At 66.0% G+C, this 20986-nt stretch carries 17 protein-coding genes and 1 pseudogene; 10 read left to right on the forward strand and 8 right to left on the reverse strand.

The window, feature by feature from the left end; translation table 11 throughout:
• Positions 1-7: 7 nt before the first annotated feature.
• The 7 genes from J8I82_RS18360 (at position 8) to J8I82_RS18390 (ending at position 7948) form a co-directional block, all read left to right on the forward strand.
• Positions 8-1546, forward strand: a complete 1539-nt coding sequence (locus J8I82_RS18360) for an aminotransferase-like domain-containing protein (RefSeq protein WP_209759991.1) — start codon at positions 8-10, stop codon at positions 1544-1546.
• 137 nt (positions 1547-1683) lie between these two features.
• Entirely contained in the window at positions 1684-3588 is a 1905-nt protein-coding gene (htpG, locus tag J8I82_RS18365) for a molecular chaperone HtpG (RefSeq protein ID WP_209759993.1), read from the forward strand.
• A 109-nt stretch (positions 3589-3697) separates the two neighbouring features.
• Complete coding sequence (locus tag J8I82_RS18370) at positions 3698-4201, forward strand: DNA-deoxyinosine glycosylase (RefSeq protein WP_209759994.1); 504 nt, start codon at positions 3698-3700, stop codon at positions 4199-4201.
• 217 nt (positions 4202-4418) lie between these two features.
• Positions 4419-4856, forward strand: coding sequence for a universal stress protein (locus J8I82_RS18375; protein ID WP_209759996.1), 438 nt, complete (start codon positions 4419-4421; stop codon positions 4854-4856).
• A 126-nt stretch (positions 4857-4982) separates the two neighbouring features.
• Entirely contained in the window at positions 4983-6113 is a 1131-nt protein-coding gene (locus J8I82_RS18380; protein WP_209759998.1) for a PLP-dependent cysteine synthase family protein, read from the forward strand.
• Positions 6114-6275: 162 nt separating this feature from the next.
• A complete protein-coding gene (locus tag J8I82_RS18385; protein ID WP_209760000.1) occupies positions 6276-7028 on the forward strand; it encodes a hypothetical protein in 753 nt (250 codons plus the stop codon).
• Positions 7029-7075: 47 nt separating this feature from the next.
• Complete coding sequence (locus J8I82_RS18390) at positions 7076-7948, forward strand: class I SAM-dependent methyltransferase (protein ID WP_209760002.1); 873 nt, start codon at positions 7076-7078, stop codon at positions 7946-7948.
• 74 nt (positions 7949-8022) lie between these two features.
• Here the strand turns inward: J8I82_RS18390 and J8I82_RS18395 are convergent, their stop codons facing one another.
• Entirely contained in the window at positions 8023-9657 is a 1635-nt protein-coding gene (locus J8I82_RS18395) for an ABC transporter substrate-binding protein (protein WP_209760004.1), read from the reverse strand.
• A gap of 134 nt (positions 9658-9791) precedes the next feature.
• On the opposite strand from J8I82_RS18395, the gene trmB reads away from it, so the two are divergent.
• Positions 9792-10469 (forward strand): tRNA (guanine(46)-N(7))-methyltransferase TrmB, encoded by a 678-nt coding sequence (gene trmB, locus J8I82_RS18400; RefSeq protein WP_209760006.1) that lies wholly within the window; start codon positions 9792-9794, stop codon positions 10467-10469.
• Positions 10470-10540: 71 nt separating this feature from the next.
• Here trmB and J8I82_RS18405 read toward each other — a convergent pair whose 3' ends face one another.
• The 7 genes from J8I82_RS18405 to J8I82_RS18435 form a co-directional block, all read right to left on the reverse strand.
• On the reverse strand, positions 10541-11743 hold the full coding sequence (locus J8I82_RS18405; RefSeq protein WP_209760008.1) for a DUF2863 family protein: 1203 nt from the start codon (positions 11741-11743) through the stop codon (positions 10541-10543).
• Positions 11744-11850: 107 nt separating this feature from the next.
• Positions 11851-12000: a hypothetical protein gene (locus J8I82_RS18410; RefSeq protein WP_209760010.1), complete on the reverse strand. Its 150-nt coding sequence runs from the start codon at positions 11998-12000 to the stop codon at positions 11851-11853.
• Positions 12001-12202: 202 nt separating this feature from the next.
• Complete coding sequence (acnA, locus tag J8I82_RS18415; protein ID WP_209760012.1) at positions 12203-14920, reverse strand: aconitate hydratase AcnA; 2718 nt, start codon at positions 14918-14920, stop codon at positions 12203-12205.
• Positions 14921-15213: 293 nt separating this feature from the next.
• Positions 15214-15795, reverse strand: a complete 582-nt coding sequence (locus J8I82_RS18420; RefSeq protein WP_209760015.1) for a hypothetical protein — start codon at positions 15793-15795, stop codon at positions 15214-15216.
• A 167-nt stretch (positions 15796-15962) separates the two neighbouring features.
• Entirely contained in the window at positions 15963-17144 is a 1182-nt protein-coding gene (gene prpC / locus J8I82_RS18425; protein WP_209760017.1) for a bifunctional 2-methylcitrate synthase/citrate synthase, read from the reverse strand.
• A 45-nt stretch (positions 17145-17189) separates the two neighbouring features.
• On the reverse strand, positions 17190-18170 hold the full coding sequence (locus J8I82_RS18430) for an HpcH/HpaI aldolase/citrate lyase family protein (protein WP_209760019.1): 981 nt from the start codon (positions 18168-18170) through the stop codon (positions 17190-17192).
• A 128-nt stretch (positions 18171-18298) separates the two neighbouring features.
• Positions 18299-19282, reverse strand: a complete 984-nt coding sequence (locus J8I82_RS18435) for a malate dehydrogenase (RefSeq protein WP_133093012.1) — start codon at positions 19280-19282, stop codon at positions 18299-18301.
• A 430-nt stretch (positions 19283-19712) separates the two neighbouring features.
• Here J8I82_RS18435 and J8I82_RS18440 point away from each other — a divergent pair, with 430 nt between their 5' ends.
• Together J8I82_RS18440 and J8I82_RS18445 are read left to right on the forward strand one after the other, a co-directional pair.
• Positions 19713-20597, forward strand: a complete 885-nt coding sequence (locus J8I82_RS18440; protein ID WP_209760021.1) for a GntR family transcriptional regulator — start codon at positions 19713-19715, stop codon at positions 20595-20597.
• Between the two features lie 282 nt (positions 20598-20879).
• Positions 20880-20986, forward strand: a pseudogene (locus J8I82_RS18445) (succinate dehydrogenase, cytochrome b556 subunit); the annotation flags it as partial.

Here is a 20986-nt window from a genome sequence, read left to right on the forward strand (position 1 = left end):
GCAGCACATGGATGCGAACACCCGGGACGCGGACGCCAGCGGCGCGGCCCCCCAGCAGCATAGCGGAAGCGGCGCGCGCGGCACCTCGGCCCAGGACGGCGGACGCCCGCTGCGCCTGGTGCTGCCGCCCACCGAGCGCCTGCCGGATCCGATCCCGTCGGCGCAGATGACGCTGGTCGAGCAACTGACGGAATGGGCCCGCATGCGCATCGACGAACGCGTGTTCCGCGCCGGCATGCGCATGCCCTCGATCCGCCAGCTGGCGCAGGAAAAAGGCATCTCGCGTTTTACCGTGGTCGAAGCCTATGAGCGGCTGGTGGCGCTCGGCTACCTCGAATCGCGGCGCGGCTCGGGCTTCTACGTGCGCGAGCGCGCGCCGGCCGCGCCGGCCGCGCCGGTGTCGTCCAACGCGGCCGAGGCGCGCAATATTGATGTCACCTGGCTGCTGCGCAGCATGTTCCATACCGCCGAGGCGCACAAGGCGCCGGGGCTGGGCTTCCTGCCCAACGAATGGCTCGATGGCGAGCTGATCGCCAGCGCGCTGCGCGGGCTGGGACGCCAGCCGGGCAACCATTTCCTGGCCAGCGGCACGCCGCAGGGCTTCCTGCCGCTGCGCCAGCAATTGCGCACCCGGCTGGAGGAGCTGGAGATCCGCGCGGGGGCCGAGCAGATCGTGCTGACCTCCGGCATCACCCAGGCGCTCGACCTGATCGCCCGTCTCTACCTTCAGCCTGGCGACGCCGTGCTCGTCGGCGACCCGGCATGGTTCGTGATGTTCGCCCGCTTTGCCGCGCAGGGCGCGCAGGTGATCGGCGTGCCGTACACCGCCGAGGGGCCGGACCTTGAGGCGCTGGAGCGCATCGTGCAGGCGCGGCGGCCGAAGCTGTTCGTGATCAACTCGGTGCTGCACAACCCGACCGGGACCTCGCTGTCCGCCGCCAAGGCGTTCCAGTTGCTGAAGATGGCCGAGCAGTACGACTTCCTGATCGTCGAGGACGATATCTACTGCGACTTGTGCCCGCCCGGCCACGCCGCCACCCGGCTGGCCAGCCTGGACCAGTTGCGCCGGGTGATCTACCTGGGCAGCTTTTCCAAGACGCTGGCGGCCAACCTGCGCGTGGGCTTTATCGCCGCGCACCCGGAGATGGCATCGGCGCTGACCGACAGCAAGCTGCTGGCGGGCCTGGCCTCGCCCGAGATCAACGAGCGGGTGCTGTACAAGGTGCTGACCGAGGGGCATTACCGCAAGCACGTCGAACGCGTGCGGACCCGGCTGGACCGCGCCCGCGACGAGACCCGGCGCGAGCTGGAGCGGCTGGGCCTGCGCCTGTTCCCGGGCCAGCACGCCGGCATGTACCTGTGGGCCGATACCGGCCGCGATACCAATGCCATTGCCACCGCCGGGCATGAAGAGGGCTACCTGTTCGCCCCGGGCAGCCTGTTCTCGCCGTCGCAGATGCCGTCGGGGTGGATGCGCTTCAACGTCGCCAGCAGCGGCGATCCGGACATGCTGCGCTTCCTGGCGCGCCAGCTGGAACGGCTCTGAGCCCACTTTTCGCTGTACCCGTTACATTCCCCGGGCCTTGAAAAATGGCCCGGGCGGCCCTATTTCTGGCGGCACCGGCCCCCGACGGCCACCGACCATCCCAGATTCCCCTGTTTTCGAGATTCAAAAGGAGAACCATGACCGCACCGCACGAGACGATGAGCTTCCAGGCGGAAGTGAAGCAACTGCTGCACCTGATGATCCACTCGCTCTACAGCAACAAGGAAATCTTCCTGCGCGAGCTGGTTTCGAATGCTTCGGACGCCACTGACAAGCTGCGCTTCGAGGCGATCGCGAATCCCTCCCTGCTGGAAAACGACGCTGACCTGGCCATCCGCATCGAGGCCGATGCGCAGGCGCGCACGCTGACGATCACCGACAACGGCATCGGCATGAGCCGCGACGAGGCGATCCGCAACCTCGGCACCATCGCGCGCTCGGGCACGAAGGAATTCTTCCAGCAGCTGTCCGGCGACCAGCAGAAGGACGCCGCGCTGATCGGCCAGTTCGGCGTGGGCTTCTACTCGGCCTTTATCGTCGCCGACAAGGTCACGGTGGAAACCCGCCGCGCGGGCGTGGGCGCCGAGGAAGCCGTGCGCTGGGAAAGCACCGGCGATGGCGAGTTCACCGTCGACGCGATCTCGCGCGCCGAACGCGGCACCACCATCACGCTGCACCTGCGCGAGGGCGAGGACGATTTCCTGTCGGCCTGGCGCCTGAAGAGCATCATCCAGAAGTATTCGGACCATATCTCGCTGCCGATCCGCATGCCCAAGGAAGTGTGGGACGCCGAGGCCGGCAGCTACAAGCGCACCGACGAGTGGGAAAGCGTCAACCAGGCCAGCGCGCTGTGGACCCGCAACAAGTCCGACATCACCGACGAGCAGTACGCCGCGTTCTACCAGCACATTGCCCACCACGACAGCGAGACGCCGCTGGCCTGGACTCACAACCGCGTGGAAGGCCGCAGCGAATACACCCAGCTGCTGTACATCCCGGCACGCGCGCCGTTCGACCTGTGGGACCGCAACCACAAGGCCGGCCTGAAGCTGTACGTCAAGCGCGTTTTCATCATGGACGATGCCGAGCAGCTGCTGCCGGGCTACCTGCGCTGGGTCAAGGGCGTGGTCGATTCCTCCGACCTGCCGCTGAACGTGTCGCGCGAACTGCTCCAGGAAAGCCGCGACGTCAAGGCGATCCGCGAAGGTTGCACCAAGCGCGTGCTGTCGATGCTCGAATCGCTGGCGGACAATGAAGACGAAGCCGAACGCACCAAGTACGACACCTTCTGGCAGCAGTTCGGCCAGGCGCTGAAGGAAGGCGCCGGCGAGGACCAGGCCAACCAGGAGCGCGTGGCCAAGCTGCTGCGCTTTGCCTCGACGCACAACGACACCGCCGAGCAGAACGTGTCGCTGGCCGCCTATGTCGGCCGCATGAAGGAAGGCCAGGACAAGATCTACTACGTCACGGCCGATACCTGGTCCGCAGGCAAGAACAGCCCGCACCTGGAAGTGTTCCGCAAGAAGGGCATCGAAGTGCTGCTGCTGACCGACCGCGTCGACGAGTGGATGCTGTCGTTCCTGCGCGAGTTCGACGGCAAGGAACTGGTGTCGGTGGCGCGTGGCGACCTTGACCTGGGGAAGCTGGCGGATGAAGCCGAGAAAGCCGAGCAGGAAAAGGCCGAGGCTGACTGGAAGGACGTGGTCGAGCGCGCCAAGACCGTGCTGGCCGGCAAGGCCAAGGACGTGCGCGTGACGCTGCGCCTGACCGAGTCGGCATCGTGCCTGGTGTCGGACGAGGGCGACATGAGCGGCTACTTGCAGCGCCTGCTGAAGCAGGCCGGCCAGAAGGCGCCGGACGCGCAGCCGATCCTGGAACTGAACCCCGAGCACGCGCTGGTGAAGAAGCTGCGTGACCTGCCGGAAGGGGATGCATTCAGCGATCGCCTGCAGGTGCTGTTCGACCAGGCGCTGCTGGCCGAAGGCGGCATGCTGGAAGATCCGGCGGCCTACGTGCAGCGCGTGAACAAGCTGCTGGCCTGACGGTACGCGATCGGTTGTCTCCCCTCTCCCATAAATGGGAGAGGGGAGACAACACGCGCGGCTGTTCGCATTGCCTGTCGTGGCCGACCAGCAGCCCGAGCCCTTTGCCATGCCCGACACCGCCCCCCCTCAAACCGACCTTCACCAGGGCCTGCCGCCCGTCATCGACACCCACACCCGCGTGCTGGTGCTGGGCAGCTTCCCCGGCGCGGCGTCGCTGGCCGCGCGCCAGTACTACGCCCATCCCCGCAACCAGTTCTGGCCGCTGATGGCCGCGCTCACCGGCGAACCGATGCCTGCGCTGCCGTATGCCGAACGGCTGGTGCGGCTGCTGGCGCATCGCATCGGCGTCTGGGACGTGCTTGGCGCGTGCATGCGCGAAGGCAGCCTGGACAGCAATATCCGCTATCCGCAGGCCAATGATTTCACGCGGCTGCGCCAGCTGGCACCCACGCTCGAGCGCGTCGGCTTCAACGGTGGCACATCCGGCCGTTTCGCGCCGCAGTTTGCCGCGCAGGGCTATCAGACGGTGGTGCTGCCTTCATCCAGTCCCGCGCACGCCGCGCGCAATTTCGAGCAGAAGCTGGCCCTGTGGCGCGCCCTGGTAGCGTAGTCCGGCTCGTGCGCCGACCTCGGCTTCTGGCACATCGCAGGTGTGATGCATCCCATATTGCCGTGGGCCGTGGCGACCCTATACTGCAATCGAGTGACGAATCATTCGAAACCGGGGGTATCGGTCGCTCCTTGTGGTGCGCCTAGCGGCTCACACTTTCGGCCGCGAGGCGATGATGCATCGAAAGTGAGCGTAATTGGCGAGCAAGGAGGCAATCATGTTCAAGCATCTCCTGCTGGCGGTCGATGGCTCCGACCTGTCTGAATCCGCATTCCGCAAGGCGATCGCGCTGGCGCGGGAAACAGGGGCGCAGATCACCGCGGTGCGCGTCTGTCCGAACTACCATGTGCTGACCTACCACGTCGAAATGCTGGAGGACACCCGCGAAACCTACGTGAAGCAGGCGTGGGACGATGCCACCCGCTACCTGCGCGGCCTGGCCGACGAGGCCGGCGCCGCAGGCGTGAAGTGCGATACCACGTACGCCGTCAATGACCATCCCTACGACGCCATCATCAAGGCCGCCGAAGAGAAGGGCTGCGACCTGATCGTGATGGCCTCGCACGGGCGACGCGGGGTCCAGGGGCTGCTGATCGGCAGCGAGACCCTGAAGGTGCTGACGCACAGCAAGATCCCGGTGCTGGTGTACCGGTAAGCTTGCGGCCTTGCCGTCAGCCGCCGGCTTGCGGGCTGGCGCGGGGCCATATTTTTGCCGGTAGTGGACGCTTCTGGCATGCTGACGACCTGTTCCAATGCCCGGCCACCGTGCCCGCATGCCGCCATGCCACTTTCCGACTGGACCCATGAAGCCATCCGCAAGATCGAGGCGGATTTCAACCGCTCCGCGGACACCCACCTGATCCCGCTGGATTTGCCGGGCTATCCGGACATTCGTGTCTATTTCAAGGATGAATCCAGCCACCCGACCGGCAGCCTGAAGCACCGGCTGGCGCGCTCGCTGTTCCTGTATGCGCTGTGCAATGGCTGGCTGCATGAGGGCAGCACGGTGGTGGAAGCGTCCAGCGGCTCGACCGCGATTTCCGAGGCGTACTTCGCCAGGCTGCTGGGGCTGCCGTTCGTGGCGGTGATCCCGGCCGGCACGTCGCGCGCCAAGGTCGAGGCGATCGAGTTCTATGGCGGGCGCTGCCACCTTGTCGACAGCCCGTCGGAGATCTATGCCGCGTCGCACCGCATCGCGCAGGAAACCGGCGGCCATTTCATGGACCAGTTCACCTACGCCGAACGCGCTACCGACTGGCGCGCCAACAACAACATCGCCGAGTCCATCTTCAAGCAGATGGCGGAGGAGGAGTACCCGGTACCGGCCTGGCTGGTGTCGAGCGGCGGCACCGGCGGCACCATCGCCACGCTCGGCCGCTATGTCGCCTATCGCCGCCACAAGACGCGCGTGCTGTGCGCCGATCCGGAGAATTCGGTGTTTTTCGATTATTTCCGCAGCTGCCTGGCGGGCAAGCCGGAACCGGACCTGTCGCTGCCAACCGGATCGCGCATCGAGGGCATCGGCCGGCCGCGCGTGGAGCGCTCGTTTATCCCCAGTTGCATCGACGCCATGCTGAAGGTGCCCGATGCGCTGTCGTTCGCCGCGATGCGCTACCTGGCCAGGCGCTTCGGCCGCCGCGTCGGCGGCTCGACCGGCACCAACTTCGTCGGCGTGCTGTACCTGGCGCAGCAGATGCGGGCGGCAGGGCAGGCCGGTGCCATCGTCGCGCTGCTGTGCGACAGCGGCGATCGCTATGGCAATACTTATTACGACGAAGACTGGTATGCCGAGCAGCGGATCGCCATCGACGCCGCGGATGCGCTGGTGGCGCGCGCGGTGAAGGGCGAGGCAGTGCTTACGCCGCAAGCGGTGGCGGGGCTGCAGCCGGCCGGCGCCGGCATTCCTGGCTGAATGCAGGGGAATCGCGCCGCGGCCCTTCTGTCAAAATGCTGGCGGCCAGCGCTTCGGCGCCGGCCCTTTGCCCGACGGATGACCCCAGACGGCCCCAGACGGCCCCAGACGGCCCCAGACGGCCCCATACGCCCCCCATACGACCCATAGGGTGACTTATCCATGCGTATCTTCGGTATCAGCATCCATATCATCGTTGCGTTGTTCTTCGCCGTGCATGCGGTGCGCACGCACCAGAACATGTACTGGCTGCTGATCCTGTTCCTGTTCCCGGGGCTTGGCAGCCTGGTCTACTTCTTTGCCATCTTCCTGCCCGAGCTGCGCCAGTCGCGCGGCGCGCGCGTGGCCACGCGCGCGATCTCGCAACTGGTCGATCCCAACCGCGCGGTGCGCGAGGCCCGTACCGATTTTGATCGTGCACCGACCGTGGCGCACCGCATGCGCCTGGGCGCCGCGCTGCTCGAAGCCGGCGAGCCGGCCGAGGCGCTGCAGCACTATCAGGCCGCCGCCAACGGCCCGTTCGCGTCCGATCCGGCGCTGCTGCAGGGGCTGGCCCAGGCGCAGTTCGCCACCGGCGACGCGGCCGCCGCGCTGCTGACGCTGGAAAAACTGTTCGCCGCCAGCCCGCATGCGCGCCAGCAGCCCGATCCGGCCTTGCTGTATGCTCGCGCGCTGGCTGCCACCGGCGCGCCAGGCACGCGCGCCGCCTTCGAGCAGGCACTGACCAGCGCCAGCGACGTCGCGCCGCGCTGCCTGTTCGCTGACTGGCTGGCAGCGCAGCCCGATGCCGCCGACCGCGAGCGCGCGCGCGAACTCTATGCCGAAATCGTCCACGACGCCCGCCACTGGCCGCGCCATGCCCGCGAACACAACCGCGAGTGGCTGCAGCGCGCGCAGGCGGCGCTGGGCAAGTAAGGTGCTTGCCGGTAGCCGAGCATGGCAGCCGTGTATTTCTCGACACTATGACCCTACTGAAACGAAAATCGATTGAAGCCGTGGCCTCGCGCCGTCCGGCACGTGGCACGCGCAGCCGTGGCCAGGAATCCGCGCGCGAAGAAAAACGCATGACACCGCGCTTTGCGCCGGTGACTTTCTCGGAGCTGGATGGCGTGCGCTACCTGCATTTCGGCACGGAGTGGGTGCAGGGCGCGATGCGCCTGCGCAAGCCGGATGCCATCGAGCTGGAATACGCGCAGCAGATGATGGCGTGGCTGCTGTTCCTGTCGCCCTCGGTGGATGAATTCCACGTGGTGCAGCTCGGCCTCGGGGCGGCGGCGCTGACCAAGTTCTGTCACCGGCAGTTCAGCCGCGCGCGTGTGACCGCGGTCGAGCTGAACCCGGCGGTAATCATTGCCGGGCGCAGCATGTTCGGCCTGCGCCAGGACGACGCGCGCCTGACCGTGCGCGAGCAGGACGCGTGGGACTACGTGATGGACGGCTCCCACGCCGGCGCCATCGACGTGTTGCAGGTGGACCTGTACGACGCCACCGCGCGCGGCCCGGTGCTCGACACCACCGCGTTCTACCGCGCCTGCCGCCGCACGCTGAAGGCGCCGGGCGTGATGACCATCAACCTGTTCGGCGACCACGACAGCTTCCCGAAGAATATCGAGCGCATCTGCGAAGCCTTCGATAACCGCGTGCTGGTGTTCCCGGAGGTGCATGACGGCAACATCATCGCGATGGCGTTCAATGGCCCGGAGATCGATGTGGCGTGGGAAGTGCTGGAAGCGCGCGCCGACGTGGTCGAGAACACCACGGGGCTGCCGGCGCGGGACTGGGTGCAGAAGCTGCGCGCGGCGAATGCGCGGCAGGAAGAGCGGTTGAGGATCTAGGTTGTTAGCTCCCTTCTCCCGCTTGCGGGAGAGGGGAGCCTTCTGCAGGCGCTAGCCGAATGATTGCGCCGCGCTCACTCCTTGTGAAAAAACTGCGCCAGCGACCACTCGTCCGTCCGCGCCTCATACTTCAGTCCCTTCTTCATCGCCCACATCGCAAGCTGGCTGTGCGACGGAATGATCGCGTGGTCGGCCAGCGCGAACTTCGCCGCCGTGCGCGCGTTCTCTTCGCGCGCTTTCTCGCTGGAAACGGTGGTCAGCGATTTTTCGATCAGCTGGTCCAGCTGCGGGTTGCTGTACTTGCCCCAGTTCCATGTGCCATACCCCGTCTTGGGATTGGGCGTGCCCGTGATCGAGCGCAGCGCCACATCCGCCGCCGCCGAACCCCACCCCAGCATCTGGAAGGCAAACTCGCCTTGCCGCGCGCGCGTGAAGTAGGCCGCCACCGGCATGGTCTCGACCTTGGTCTGGATGCCGATGCGAGTCAGCATGCTGGCGGTGGCCTGAGCCACCGCGGCGTCGTTCAGGTAGCGGTTGTTGGTGGCGTGCAGCGTCAGCCCGAAGCCGTCCGGGTAGCCCGCGGCGGCCAGCAGCTTTTTGGCGCCTTCCGGGTCATAGGCTTCGGGCCTGGTGCCCGGGTGCCCGAAGATCTGCGGCGACACGATCGACGACGCCGGCACCGCCAGGCCCTCCATGATGCGGTTGACGATCGCGTCGCGGTTCAGCGACTTGCTGATCGCGGCACGCACGCGCGCGTCCTTGAACGGATTCTTGCCGAGCGGCTTGCCGGCCTTATCGGTGACGAAGGGCGGGGTGTCGCGCGACTGGTCCATTTGCCAGAAGATGGTGCGCCACGACACCTGCTGCTCGATCTTGAACTTCGGGTTCTGCCTGAGCTTGGCCACGTCGGCCGAGGGCACGCTTTCGATCACGTCGACATCGCCGGCCAGCAGCGCGGCGCTGCGCGCGCCATTGTCGGTGATGATGCGGAACACGGCGCGGTCCCACTCCGGCTTGGGCCCCCAGTAGTTGGGATTGCGCTCCATCACGATTTCCTGGCCGCGCGCGAAGCGCACGAACTTGAACGGCCCGGTGCCGATCATGGCCTTGCCCGAGTCGAAATCGGCCTGCGTCAGCGTGGCGGCGACCTTCTTCGGCATGATCGGCACGCTGTTCAGGTCGTTGGCCAGGTTGGCGTAATTGGGCACGCTCATGGTCAGGCGCACCGTCAGCGGATCGGGCGTGTCGATGCGGGCGATCGGCTTGGTGTAGCTGGTGAATGAGCCGGGGCTGTTGGTCAGCTTGTCGGGGCGCTCCAGCGACGCCTTCACGTCTTCGCTGGTGAAGGGCGAGCCGTCGTGCCACTTCACGTTGGGACGCAGCTTGATTTCCCACGTGATGGCATTGACCGGTTTCCACGACAGCGCCAGGCCCGGCATATAGCGGGCGTTCTTGTCCATGAACACCAGCGACTCGAAGACGTGCAGCGCGATCGCGTTATTGGGGCCGGAATTGTTCCAGTGCGGGTCCATCGAGGTCACGTCGGCGGCCAGCCCGATGCGCAGGTCCTCGGCATGGGCGGCGCCGGACGGCACCAGCGCCAGGGCAGCACAGGCGGCGCTGCCCAGCACCAGCACGGCGGTGGCGTGGAGCAGTCGGTGGGAAGCGGCCTGGCGGGCGGGCTGGCGGGGCGTGGCTGTCGATGGCATGGGACTGGCTCCTCGTACGGTCCGGCGCTTGCGGACGGGTTCTCAGGCGGTTTGTCCCGCATTGTGCCGCTAAAGTGGCATGGTTGCAGCCTCCGATGCAAGGCTGCCGGGTTCGGCACCGGTAAAATGGGGCCATGTTTGCCAATTCCCGCACCATTGTCTCGGCGCAGTCCGATGTCCACGAACACCTGGCCGCGCGTGTCGCGCGCCACCTGGCCGAACCGTTCCGCAAGCCCATCGGCGAAGCCAGCCGCCGCGCGCTTGGCGTAGCGCTCGACAGCTGGCAGCAGGCCGGCGGCGCGCCGCTGATCCTGGATGCCGGCTGCGGCGTGGGCGAAAGCACGCTGCGCCTGGCGACGTCGTTCCCGGACCATTACGTGATTGGCGTCGACCAGTCCGAAAAGCGCCTGGCTGCGGGCAAGGACTGGTGGGGCGAGGCAGCGATGCCGGCCAATTTCTGCTGGGCGCGGGCCGACCTGGTCGATGTCTGGCGCATGCTGCAGGCCGACGCGGTGCCGGTGGCGCGCCACTACGTGCTGTATCCGAACCCGTGGCCAAAGATCGGCCACCTGGGCCGGCGCTGGCAGGGCCATGCGGTGTTCCCGGCGCTGGCGGCGTGCGGCGATTACCTGGAGTGCCGCAGCAACTGGCGCGTCTATATCGACGAGTTCGCACAGGCGCTGGCGCTGGTGGGGCGTCCGGCGCAGGTGGTCGAGCCATGGCAGCCGGCGCAGGCAATGACGCCGTTCGAGCGCAAGTACGCGGCATCGGGGCATGGGCTCTGGCGCTGCGTCAGCCAGCGGGGTGCTTGACGGCACCCGGCAAGACAAAAGCAAACGGCCCGCGATGCGGGCCGTGTTTTTGCTTGCGCGGATTCAGGATTTCAGTGGAACAGCGGCTGCTGCGTCGGCGCGTCTTCTGGCAGCTCCGCATGCACGATCTCGCCATTGCGGTCGGCATACAGCGGTGTGCCGCAGTCCTCGCAGTATTCCGGATCGAACAGCGCCGCGTGGCGGAAGATATCTTCCACGCCGGCATTGCGCAATTCTTCGCAGATCTGCTCGAGCGGATTGCCCTTCTCGTCGGCATCGACTTCGCCGGCTTCGCGGCCGTACACCGGCCAGACGATGCCGTAGATCACATCCTTTTCGCCGCGCATGGTGAAGCCGACGCGGTATTCCTCGACCAGGTCCTCGCCGAACGCGGCCACCACCGCGGCCAGCTGGCCGGCGGAGATATCGAGCGTGCCGGCCAGGTAGTTGACGGCGGCGCGCACGGTCAGCGGACGGATGCTCTTGTCGGATTCGCGGCACGACAGGAAGAAGGCGTCGGGCAAGAGCAGTTCGAACTCGCAGCCCGGCAGCAGCAGCGCCACCGACGGCTGGACCTGGCTGCGCCATTGCTCCAGGCAAACCGAACGCTCGGCATGGTGTTCCTTGGCGTCTTCCTGCCAGCGGAATAGCGCCTGCTCGTGCGGAGCCACCACTACGGCGAGCAGGTAGCGCGGGTCGGCCAGGATCGGCGCGGTCTCGGGCAGGTCGCGCAGGTCAACCTTGGGCACCGAGCCGGCCAGCGCGGCCGCGGCCAGCTTGTGCGTCAGCGCAAACGTGTCGCTGTGGGTGCGCGGCAACTGGTCGATGCTGTACAGGTACGGCGACAGCGCCACCTTGGTGTCGGCAGCCAGTACATGTGCCTGCAAATGCACTGCGAGCGTCTGGGCCAGCTCCGGCTTGAGCGCGCCCGAAGGGATGGCGTAGCGCGTGTGCGCCAGGATTGGCGCGGCGATCAGCAGCGCGTCGTAGCGCTGGCCGTCGACCTCGATGGTGGCCGATTCGGCCAGCGTCTCGGCCTGCTCGGCCAGCACGTCGGAGGCGTCGGCGTTGTGCTTGAACAGGTGTTCCAGCGCCGCGTCCAGCGCGGTCTGGCTCCCGTTCTTCAGCAGGCGGCCCAGGCGCTGCGAGAGCCGCCGTTCCCAGTAGCCATCCTCCATGCGGCTGCCCGATGCGTCGAGGGCGAGCGCATCGGCCACCAACCGCTCGGCGTCGGGCGAAAGACGTGGGGAAGCCTTGGGGCGAAAACCTGCCATAGAAAGAAACCGTCCGTTTATGCGTAAAACGGTATTCTACTCGTTGCGTTGACAGGGCGGCCGCGCAATGCGGCGCGACTGTCCCTGCCGAGGCCGAAGATTTCTGCTTATTTCTGTTCGCTGGCTGCCGGCGCCGCCGGTGCGTGGGTCTCGACACCGTGCTGTTCGCCAGAAATCGACACGTCGCTGCCGCCCTTGGTCAGCAGGTAGAGGGCCGCGCCGGCAACGACGACGAATGCGATGATGATCTTTGCCATGTTGTCTCCAGTGTCTGTCTGAAGCGGGGTGGCCCCGCTCCGGGTCATTGCGACCAATGTTCTTTGCGAACAGTGTGGCAGCACTGCCTTGCGTGGAACTTACACGCGCGCGGGACGATACGAGTGATCCCTGCGCCGCATCATGCGCGCCATGACAAACGCCGCCCGGTCAGGCGGCGTTTGCATGGGCCAGGCGCGAGCGTCAGGCGGCCAGCAGCTGGCGCAGCACGAACGGCAGGATGCCGCCGTGATTGTAGTAGTCAACCTCGATCGGCGTGTCGATGCGCAGCAGCACCGGCACGCGCTGCACGTCGCCGTTGGCGCGCTTGATCACCAGCACCAGGTCCTGCTGCGGCTTGAGGTCGCCCGGGTTGTCCAAGCCCGTGCCTTCGATGTCGAAGGTCTCGTTGCCGGTGATGCCCAGCGTCTGCGGGCTGTCGCTGCCCTTGAACTGCAGCGGCAGCACGCCCATGCCGACCAGGTTGGAGCGGTGGATGCGCTCGAAGCTGCGCGCCACCACGGCCTTCACGCCCAGCAGTTGGGTGCCCTTGGCCGCCCAGTCGCGCGACGAGCCGGTGCCGTATTCCTCGCCGCCGAACACCACCGTAGGCGTGCCCTCGGCGATGTACTTCATGGCTGCGTCGTAGATCGACATCTGCTCGCCGGTGGGCTGGTGGATGGTGATGCCGCCTTCCACGCGCGCGCCGTCCGACTTGGGCGGGATCATCAGGTTCTTGATGCGCACGTTGGCGAAGGTGCCGCGCATCATCACCTCATGGTTGCCGCGGCGCGAGCCGTAGCTGTTGAAGTCGGCCTTGAGCACGCCATGCTCCTGCAGGTACTTGCCCGCGGGCGAGGTGTCCTTGATCGAGCCGGCTGGCGAGATATGGTCGGTGGTCACCGAATCGCCGAAGATGCCCAGCGCGCGCGCGCCGCGCACGCTGGCCGAGGCGCCCGACGGCTCCAGGCTGAAATCCTGGAAGAAGGGCGGCTCGGCGATGTAGGTCGACTTGGGCCAGTCGTAGACCTGGCCCTTGGTGCCCTGGATCGCGCCCCACAGCTTGCTCGGCTTCTTGACCTGCTCGTAGTTGCCCTTGAAGGTCTTGGCGTCCATCGCGAACTTCATCAGTGCGTGGATTTCCTCCGAGGTCGGCCAGATATCGCCCAGCCAGACGTCGCGGCCGTCCTTGCCCTTGCCGACAGGCTCGGTCATCAGGTCGCGCGTGACATTGCCGGCGATGGCATAGGCCACCACCAGCGGCGGCGAAGCCAGGAAATTGGCGCGGATATTGGGGTGGATGCGGGCCTCGAAATTGCGGTTGCCCGACAGCACAGCGGCCGCGACCAGGTCGTTCTTGATGATGGCTTCGTTCAGCTCCGGCGTCAGGTCGCCGGCATTGCCGATGCAGGTGGTGCAGCCGTAGGCGGTCACGCCGAAGCCCAGCTTCTCCAGATACGGCAGCAGGCCGGCGGCCTGCAGGTATTCGGTGACCACGCGGCTGCCCGGCGCCAGCGAGGTCTTGATATGCGGCGCCACTTCCAGCCCGGCTTCGACCGCCTTCCTGGCCAGCAGGCCAGCCGCCAGCAGCACGCTCGGATTGGAGGTGTTGGTGCACGAGGTGATCGCGGCGATCAGCACGTCGCCGTTCTTCACTTCGATGCCGTTGCTGGTACTGTAGGGCTGATCCAGCTCGGAGGGATCCTTGTTGAAGCCGTTCTCGGCCACCGGCTTGCTGAACAGCGACGCGAAGGTGCTCTTGACGTTGCCGATCTCGATGCGGTCCTGCGGGCGCTTCGGCCCGGCCAGCGACGGCGCTACCGTGGACAGGTCCAGCTTTAGCGTCTTGCTGAAGTCGATGTCGCCGGCCCGGGGAATGCCAAACATCTCCTGGGCGCGGAAGTAGCCTTCAAATGCGTCGATTTCCTCGTCGGTGCGGCCGGTGCCGCGGAAGTAATCGATGGTCTTTTCGTCGACGGGGAAGAAGCCCATGGTGGCGCCATACTCCGGCGCCATATTGCCGATGGTGGCGCGATCCGGCACCGACAGGCTGGCCGTGCCTTCGCCGAAGAATTCGACGAACTTGCCGACCACCTTCTCCTTGCGCAGCATCTCGGTGATGGTCAGCACCAGGTCGGTGGCGGTGACGCCTTCGCGCAGGCGGCCGGTCAGCTCCACGCCGACCACGTCCGGCGTCAGGAAGTACACCGGCTGGCCCAGCATGCCGGCCTCGGCCTCGATGCCGCCCACGCCCCAGCCGACCACGCCGATGCCGTTGATCATGGTGGTGTGCGAATCGGTGCCGACCAGCGTGTCAGGATAGTAGACCCTATCCTTCCTGTGCACGCCGCGCGCCAGGTATTCCAGGTTGACCTGGTGCACGATGCCGAATCCCGGCTGCACCACGCCAAAGGTGTCGAACGCCTGCATGCCCCACTTCATGAACTGGTAGCGCTCGTTGTTGCGCTGGAATTCCAGCTGCATGTTCAGGTCGAGCGCCTTCTTTTCGCGGAAATGGTCAACTTGCACCGAGTGGTCGACCACCAGGTCGACCGGCACGAGTGGCTCGATCTTCTTGGGATCCTGGCCCATTTTCTCGGCCACATTGCGCATCGCGGCCAGGTCGGCCAGCAGCGGCACGCCGGTGAAGTCCTGCAGCACCACACGGGCCACGACGAACGGGATTTCATCGACACGCTCGGCATTCGGCTTCCAGCCGGCGAGCTGCCTGACGTGTTCTTCGGTAACCTTCTTGCCGTCGCAGTTGCGCAGCACGGCTTCCAGCACGACGCGGATCGATACCGGCAGGCGCCCGAGGTCCAGGTCCAGTTCTTGCGCCAGTTGCGGCAGGGAATAGAACTGGCCTTTGCCGGAAGCGCCGATCTTGAATTCTTTTAGCGTGTTCTTGAGGTTATGGGGCATTGCCGTACTCCGATCGAAGAATGATGCGATGGCATTTGGCTCGGACCTCTGAAACTGGATTCAGACCCCGGTGCGCTGCCGCGGCATGTGACCGCGGTCCGAGGTCGGCAGCGCACTGCAACTGCATACTCTAACCGCCGCGCGGCTTTGCCGCCACCCGGTCTCGATCGGCCGGGCCCCGGCCATGACTTCCTGCGGCGCGACAGCGCGCCCCCCGGGCGGGAAGACCCGCCTGCAAGGCAAAAAGGTGCCGGAGGCCGGAATTCAGGCGGCCGCCGGCACCCTGTACGGATTTACTGCTTCGGTGCCGCGCTCTGCTGGGTCGCGTCAGGCTGCTGCGCCTGCTGCGGCTGGATCGTCTGGCCGCCCGGAGGCGTGGCCAGCAGCGGCGCGCTGACCGGAGCGCGCAGGCCGCCGGCCTGGGTCGGGGCCGCGGCGCCTGCCTGCATGGCGGCGCTCTGGCAGTCGTCAGCCAGGCGCTGGCCCAGGTTCTTGTTGAACAGCATGGCCTTGCTCGGGATCACCACCAGGTCCAGGCCGGTGCGGGCGTCATAGTAGCGGTCGGCGCCGGTCACGGTGGCCTGGCGCGGCAGCTTGTAGTCGCGGCCCTGCCAGTGCACGGTCAGCACTTCGTCGCGCAGCATGTCGCCCGAGATATAGATGCTGTTGCCCAGTTCGCACTGCCACTTTTCCCCAGTCGGGGTGACAGCGGCGGCTGCGCCAGCAGCGGCGGCAGTGCCGGCTGCCGCCTTCTTCTTGGTCGAGGACTTCTTCTTGGTGGTCGTGGTCTTCTTGGCCGGCTCTTGCGCCATCACGGCGGTGGCGGTGGTCAGGCTGAACGCGCCAATGCAGGCCGCAAGTACGAGATGTTTCATTTTGTGAGTGCCTCTCGGGTTCTGAAATCTGGTCTGTTTGTCGTTCGCCGCCGTCACATCAGGCGGCGCCTGGGAGGAAAGTCCGCCGCTATTCTCTACGATTTGCCGGAGACCGCGAAGTACGCTGGCCTTTGGTTACATAATCGGGCTGTCCGGTTAGTCCGGGTTCACTTACGCTTGCCGATCGGCACGAATTTGAGGTTTTCGGGGCCCACGTAGTTGGCGCCGGGGCGGATGATCTTGTTGTCGATGCGTTGCTCGATGATGTGCGCGGCCCAGCCGGAAGTACGCGCGATCACGAAGAGCGGCGTGAACATCGCCGTCGGCACGCCCATCATGTGGTAGCTCACCGCGCTGAACCAGTCCAGGTTCGGGAACATCTTCTTGATGTCCCACATGACGGTCTCCAGGCGCTCGGCGATGTCGAACATCTTCATCGAACCGGCTTCCTTCGACAGCTTGCGCGCGGTTTCCTTGATCACCTGGTTGCGCGGGTCGGCAATGGTGTACACCGGGTGGCCGAAGCCGATCACGACTTCCTTGTTCTCGACGCGGCGGGTGATGTCGGCCTGCGCCTCATCCGGGCTGTCGTAGCGCTTCTGGATCTCGAACGCGACTTCGTTGGCGCCGCCGTGCTTGGGGCCGCGCAGCGCGCCGATCGCGCCGCAGATCGACGAATAGATGTCCGAGCCCGTGCCGGCGACCACGCGCGCGGTGAAGGTCGATGCATTGAACTCGTGTTCCGCGTACAGGATCAGCGAGGTGTGCATGGCACGTTCCCACAGTGCCGACGGCTTCTCGCCGTGCAGCAGGTGCAGGAAGTGGGCGCCGATCGAATCGTCGTCGGTCTCCACCTCGACGCGGCGGCCATTGTGGCTGTAGTGGTACCAGTACAGCAGCATCGAACCCAGGCTGGCCATCAGGCGGTCGGCGATGTCGCGCGCGCCCGGGGCGTTGTGGTCGTCCTTTTCCGGCAGCACCGTCCCCAGCACCGATACGCCGGTGCGCATCACGTCCATCGGGTGGGCGCTGGCCGGGACCCATTCCAGTGCCAGCTTGACGTTGGCCGGAAGGCCGCGCAGCGACTTCAGCCTGGCCTTGTAGGCAGCCAGTTCGGATCTGGTCGGCAGCTTGCCGTGCACCAGCAGGTGCGCGATTTCCTCGAATTCGCAGGTGTCGGCGACATCGAGGATGTCATAGCCGCGGTAGTGCAAGTCGTTGCCGGTACGGCCGACCGTGCACAGCGCGGTATCGCCGGCGGCAACGCCCGACAGGGCGACGGATTTCTTGGCTTTCGGTGCCGCGGGCGCTGTCGTGGCGGCCGGTGCTGCGGTCTTCGAAGCGGACATCCGGGTCTCCTTCGGTCGCGTCCGGGATTTGTTGTTGTGGCGGTGTCAGGCGAAGAACAGCGCTTCCACGTTAGCCGGCAGCGGCGTGCCGGTGGCCTGGGCGCGCTGCAGCAGCGACCAGTAATAGCGGTAGCTGGCGCGATCGTGCAACTGGCCGTCGTGGCGGATCGGCGCCCAGTTGTTCTCGTGGGCCGCCAGCAGGATCTGGCTGGCGGCGCCGATTTCTTCCGCGCCCGGGCGGAAGGCGGCGACGATCGGCGCGATCTGGCCCGGATGAATGCTCCACTTGCGCAGGTAGCCGAACTCGGCGCGCGCGCGCAGCGCGTCGTCGCCCGCCCGCTGCGGCGCCTGCACATCGGTGCTGACATTGTGCGACGGCACCTTGCCATGGCGGTGGCAGGCAGCGGAGATTTCCAGCATGGCGCGTCGGATCAGCGGATACTCGAACTGTTGCGGCGAGCGCATGGCGTCGCCGGGGATCGCGCCGTGGTGCGCCGAAACGAAGTCCATCAGGCCGAAGCTCAGGCATTCCACCTGCACCAGCGCGGCGATATCGAAAGCCTGTTCGAGTGCGGCGTGTGTCTCGATCAGCACATGGATCGGAACATGGCGCGCAATGCCGGCATTGCGCGCCACCTGGTTGACATGGTCGGTCACGCGCGCGACCTCGACCACGTCGGTCACTTTGGGCACCACCACGTAGGCCAGCCGCGCACCGGCGGCGCGCACCAGGATGTCAACATCCTGGCGCCAGCTCGGGTGGGCGGGATCATGGATGCGCACGCCGACGCGGTTGTACGCGTTCAGCGGGCTGTTGACCAGTTGCGCGCACAGCTCTGCGTGTTCGCGCTCCTGCCCGACGGCGGCGCCGTCCTCGCAGTCGAAGGTGATATCGAAGACCGGCCCAAGCTCTTGCTGCAGGGCAAGCGACTTGCGCATCAGCTTTTCGCTGCCCGCGTAGTGGTCACACACCGGCAACTGGACCGGGATGGCTTCGCCCTGGAACAAGACCTCGGATGGATGCACGGGATTTCAGACAGGTTAGGGTTGGACGGGAGGCACATCATAGCGCCCCAATATGAAAAAAACCGGGGTTCCGCGCCGATTTTTTGAATCGTTGCGGAACCCCGGTCTTTCCTGGAACGCGCTGAAGATCAGCCCAGCAGGTGCTGCACGCCGGCCTTTTCTTCTTCCAGTTCGTTCAGGGTGATGTTGATCTTTTCCTGGCTGTAGGCGTCGATCTCCAGACCCTTGACGATTTCGTACTTGCCGTTGGCGCAGGTCACCGGGTAGCCGAACATGGTGTCGGCGGGGATGCCATACTCGCCGTTCGACGGGATGCCCATGGTGACGACCTTGCCGTTGGTGCCCAGCACCCAGTCATGCACGTGGTCGATGGCGGCGTTGGCAGCCGAGGCAGCCGACGACAGGCCACGGGCCTCGATGATGGCGGCGCCGCGCTTGCCGACGGTCGGCAGGAACACGTCGTTGTTCCACACCGGGTCGTTGATCATGTCCTTCACGCTCTTGCCGTCGACGGTGGCGTAGCGGTAGTCGGCGTACATGGTCGGGCTGTGGTTGCCCCACACGAACATCTTCTCGATCGACGACACCGGCTTGCCGGTCTTGGCGGCGATCTGCGACAGGGCACGGTTGTGGTCCAGGCGCAGCATGGCGGTGAAGTTCTCGCGCGGCAGGTTCGGTGCCGACTTCATAGCGATGTAGGCGTTGGTGTTGGCCGGGTTGCCGACCACCAGCACCTTGACATTGCGGCTGGCGACTTCGTCCAGCGCCTTGCCCTGCACTGTGAAGATCTGGGCGTTGGCTTCGAGCAGGTCCTTGCGCTCCATGCCCTTGCTGCGCGGACGGGCGCCAACCAGCAGGGCCACGTCGGCATCCTTGAAGGCGACCTTGGGGTCATCGGTGATGACCACGCCGGCCAGCAGCGGGAAGGCGCAATCTTCCAGTTCCATCACCACGCCCTTGACGGCGGCCTGGGCTTGCGGGAGGTCGAGCAGTTGGAGGATGACCGGCTGATCTTTGCCCAGCATGTCGCCGTTGGCGATGCGGAACAGCAGGGAATAGCCGATCTGGCCAGCGGCGCCGGTCACTGCGACGCGCATTGGGGCTTTAGCCATGAGTAAATCTCCAAACGATAGAAGGGGTAGCCGGTCGGCGGCACGCCGTCGCCAACTCAAGGCGGCGTGCACGCCGGATGCTGGTTGTCGCCACAGCGGGGAGCGGCCGTCCGCCGGAACCAGGTGGCGAGGCCACGGGGCGGAACCGGTGAGGGAGAGCCACAACGGGTCATGGTGATGCAACGAAGCGTAAGTCTACTGCGAAGCGAGCCGCCATTTCCAGACTGATTTCCAGTCCGGGCCGCGGAGGAGGGTGCCGGGGAAGGCATCCGCCGGCGGCGTGAGCATGGCATTCACGGCATTCGCGGGCGTGGACCAGCGCGAGTGTAGGCCCGGCCTCACCGACTGTCAATTCATATGTCTTATATAAGACATAAGACAATTAACGTCAGGCTGGCGCCCGCCGCCCTTTTGTGGTGAAATCCCGGCTATGTCCTCCCTGTCTACGTCCCTCTCCGGCGCTGCCGTCCCCGGCGCGCAGGACTCTGGCGCGGCCACCCCCGGCGCCGGGACGCAGCCGCCTTCGTCCGCCTCGCCCACGCCGTCGTCAGCTACAGCGCCCCAGGCCTCCGCCCAGCCGGGCACGCACGCCGCGCCGTCGCCCACCTTCAGCCCGCTGTACCAGCAGATCAAGGCGCTCATCATGCGCAGCCTGCAGTCCGGCGAGTGGAAGCCGGGCGAGATGATCCCCAGCGAAATGGAGCTGGCGGCCCGCTACAAGGTGAGCCAGGGCACGGTGCGCAAGGCCATCGACGAACTCGCCGCGGAGAACCTCGTGGCACGCCGGCAGGGCAAGGGCACCTTCGTGACCACGCACCATGAGGACGTGGTCAAGTTCCGTTTCCTGCGCCTCGTCCCCGACGAGGGCGAGCCCCACTACGGTGCCAGCCACGTACTGGAGTGCAAGCGCCTGCGCGCGCCCGCCGAGATCGCAAGGCTGCTCGATATCCGCACGGGCGACAGCGTGGTGCAGATTCGCCGCGTGCTGAATTTCTCCGGCGAGTCGACCGTGCTCGACGAGATCTGGCTGCTGGGCGCCAACTTCAAAGGCCTCACCGCGGAAAAGCTGACCGAGTGGAAGGGGCCCATGTATGCATTGTTCGAGGCCGAGTTCGGTACGCGCATGATCCGCGCCTCGGAAAAGATCCGTGCCGTGGCCGCCGACGAGACGGCGGCCGAGTTGCTGTCCGTGCCGGTTGGCTCGCCGTTGTTGTCGGTCGAGCGCGTGTCCTATACCTACGGCGATCGCCCTGTAGAGGTGCGCCGCGGGTTGTATGTGACGACGAAACACTATTACCAGAACGACCTGAGCTGAATCATGGCGCCGGCGTGAATCCCACGCCGGCTGCGATTATTGCGGCATTTGTGATGGTGGTGCGGGCTGTTGCGCAGCGCAGGTGAATATTGCGTGGCAATCGCCGTGTCATGTGCATGGTGTGCGATTGTCGTGCGGCGCAAGTTGACGTGCGATAGCTGAAAATTATTGGTGCAGCGCGCAACAAAGGCGCTAAAATCTCGTGGATTTGCCTCAGTGCATCCCGTTGCATGCAGGCAATGGCAGTCTCGTTTCTTTGTTTACCGCTAATTGGGGTCTCGCATGGCTGAAGCCGTCAAACAAGCCAGGCCGGAGTTCCGGAATATCGGTATCTCGCAGATCGCGAAATACCGGTTGCCCTGGGCCGGCAAGGTATCCATCCTGCATCG

Origin of the sequence: Cupriavidus consociatus (assembly GCF_017814975.1) — a bacterium.
In the GTDB taxonomy this organism is placed as follows: Bacteria; Pseudomonadota; Gammaproteobacteria; order Burkholderiales; family Burkholderiaceae; genus Cupriavidus; species Cupriavidus consociatus.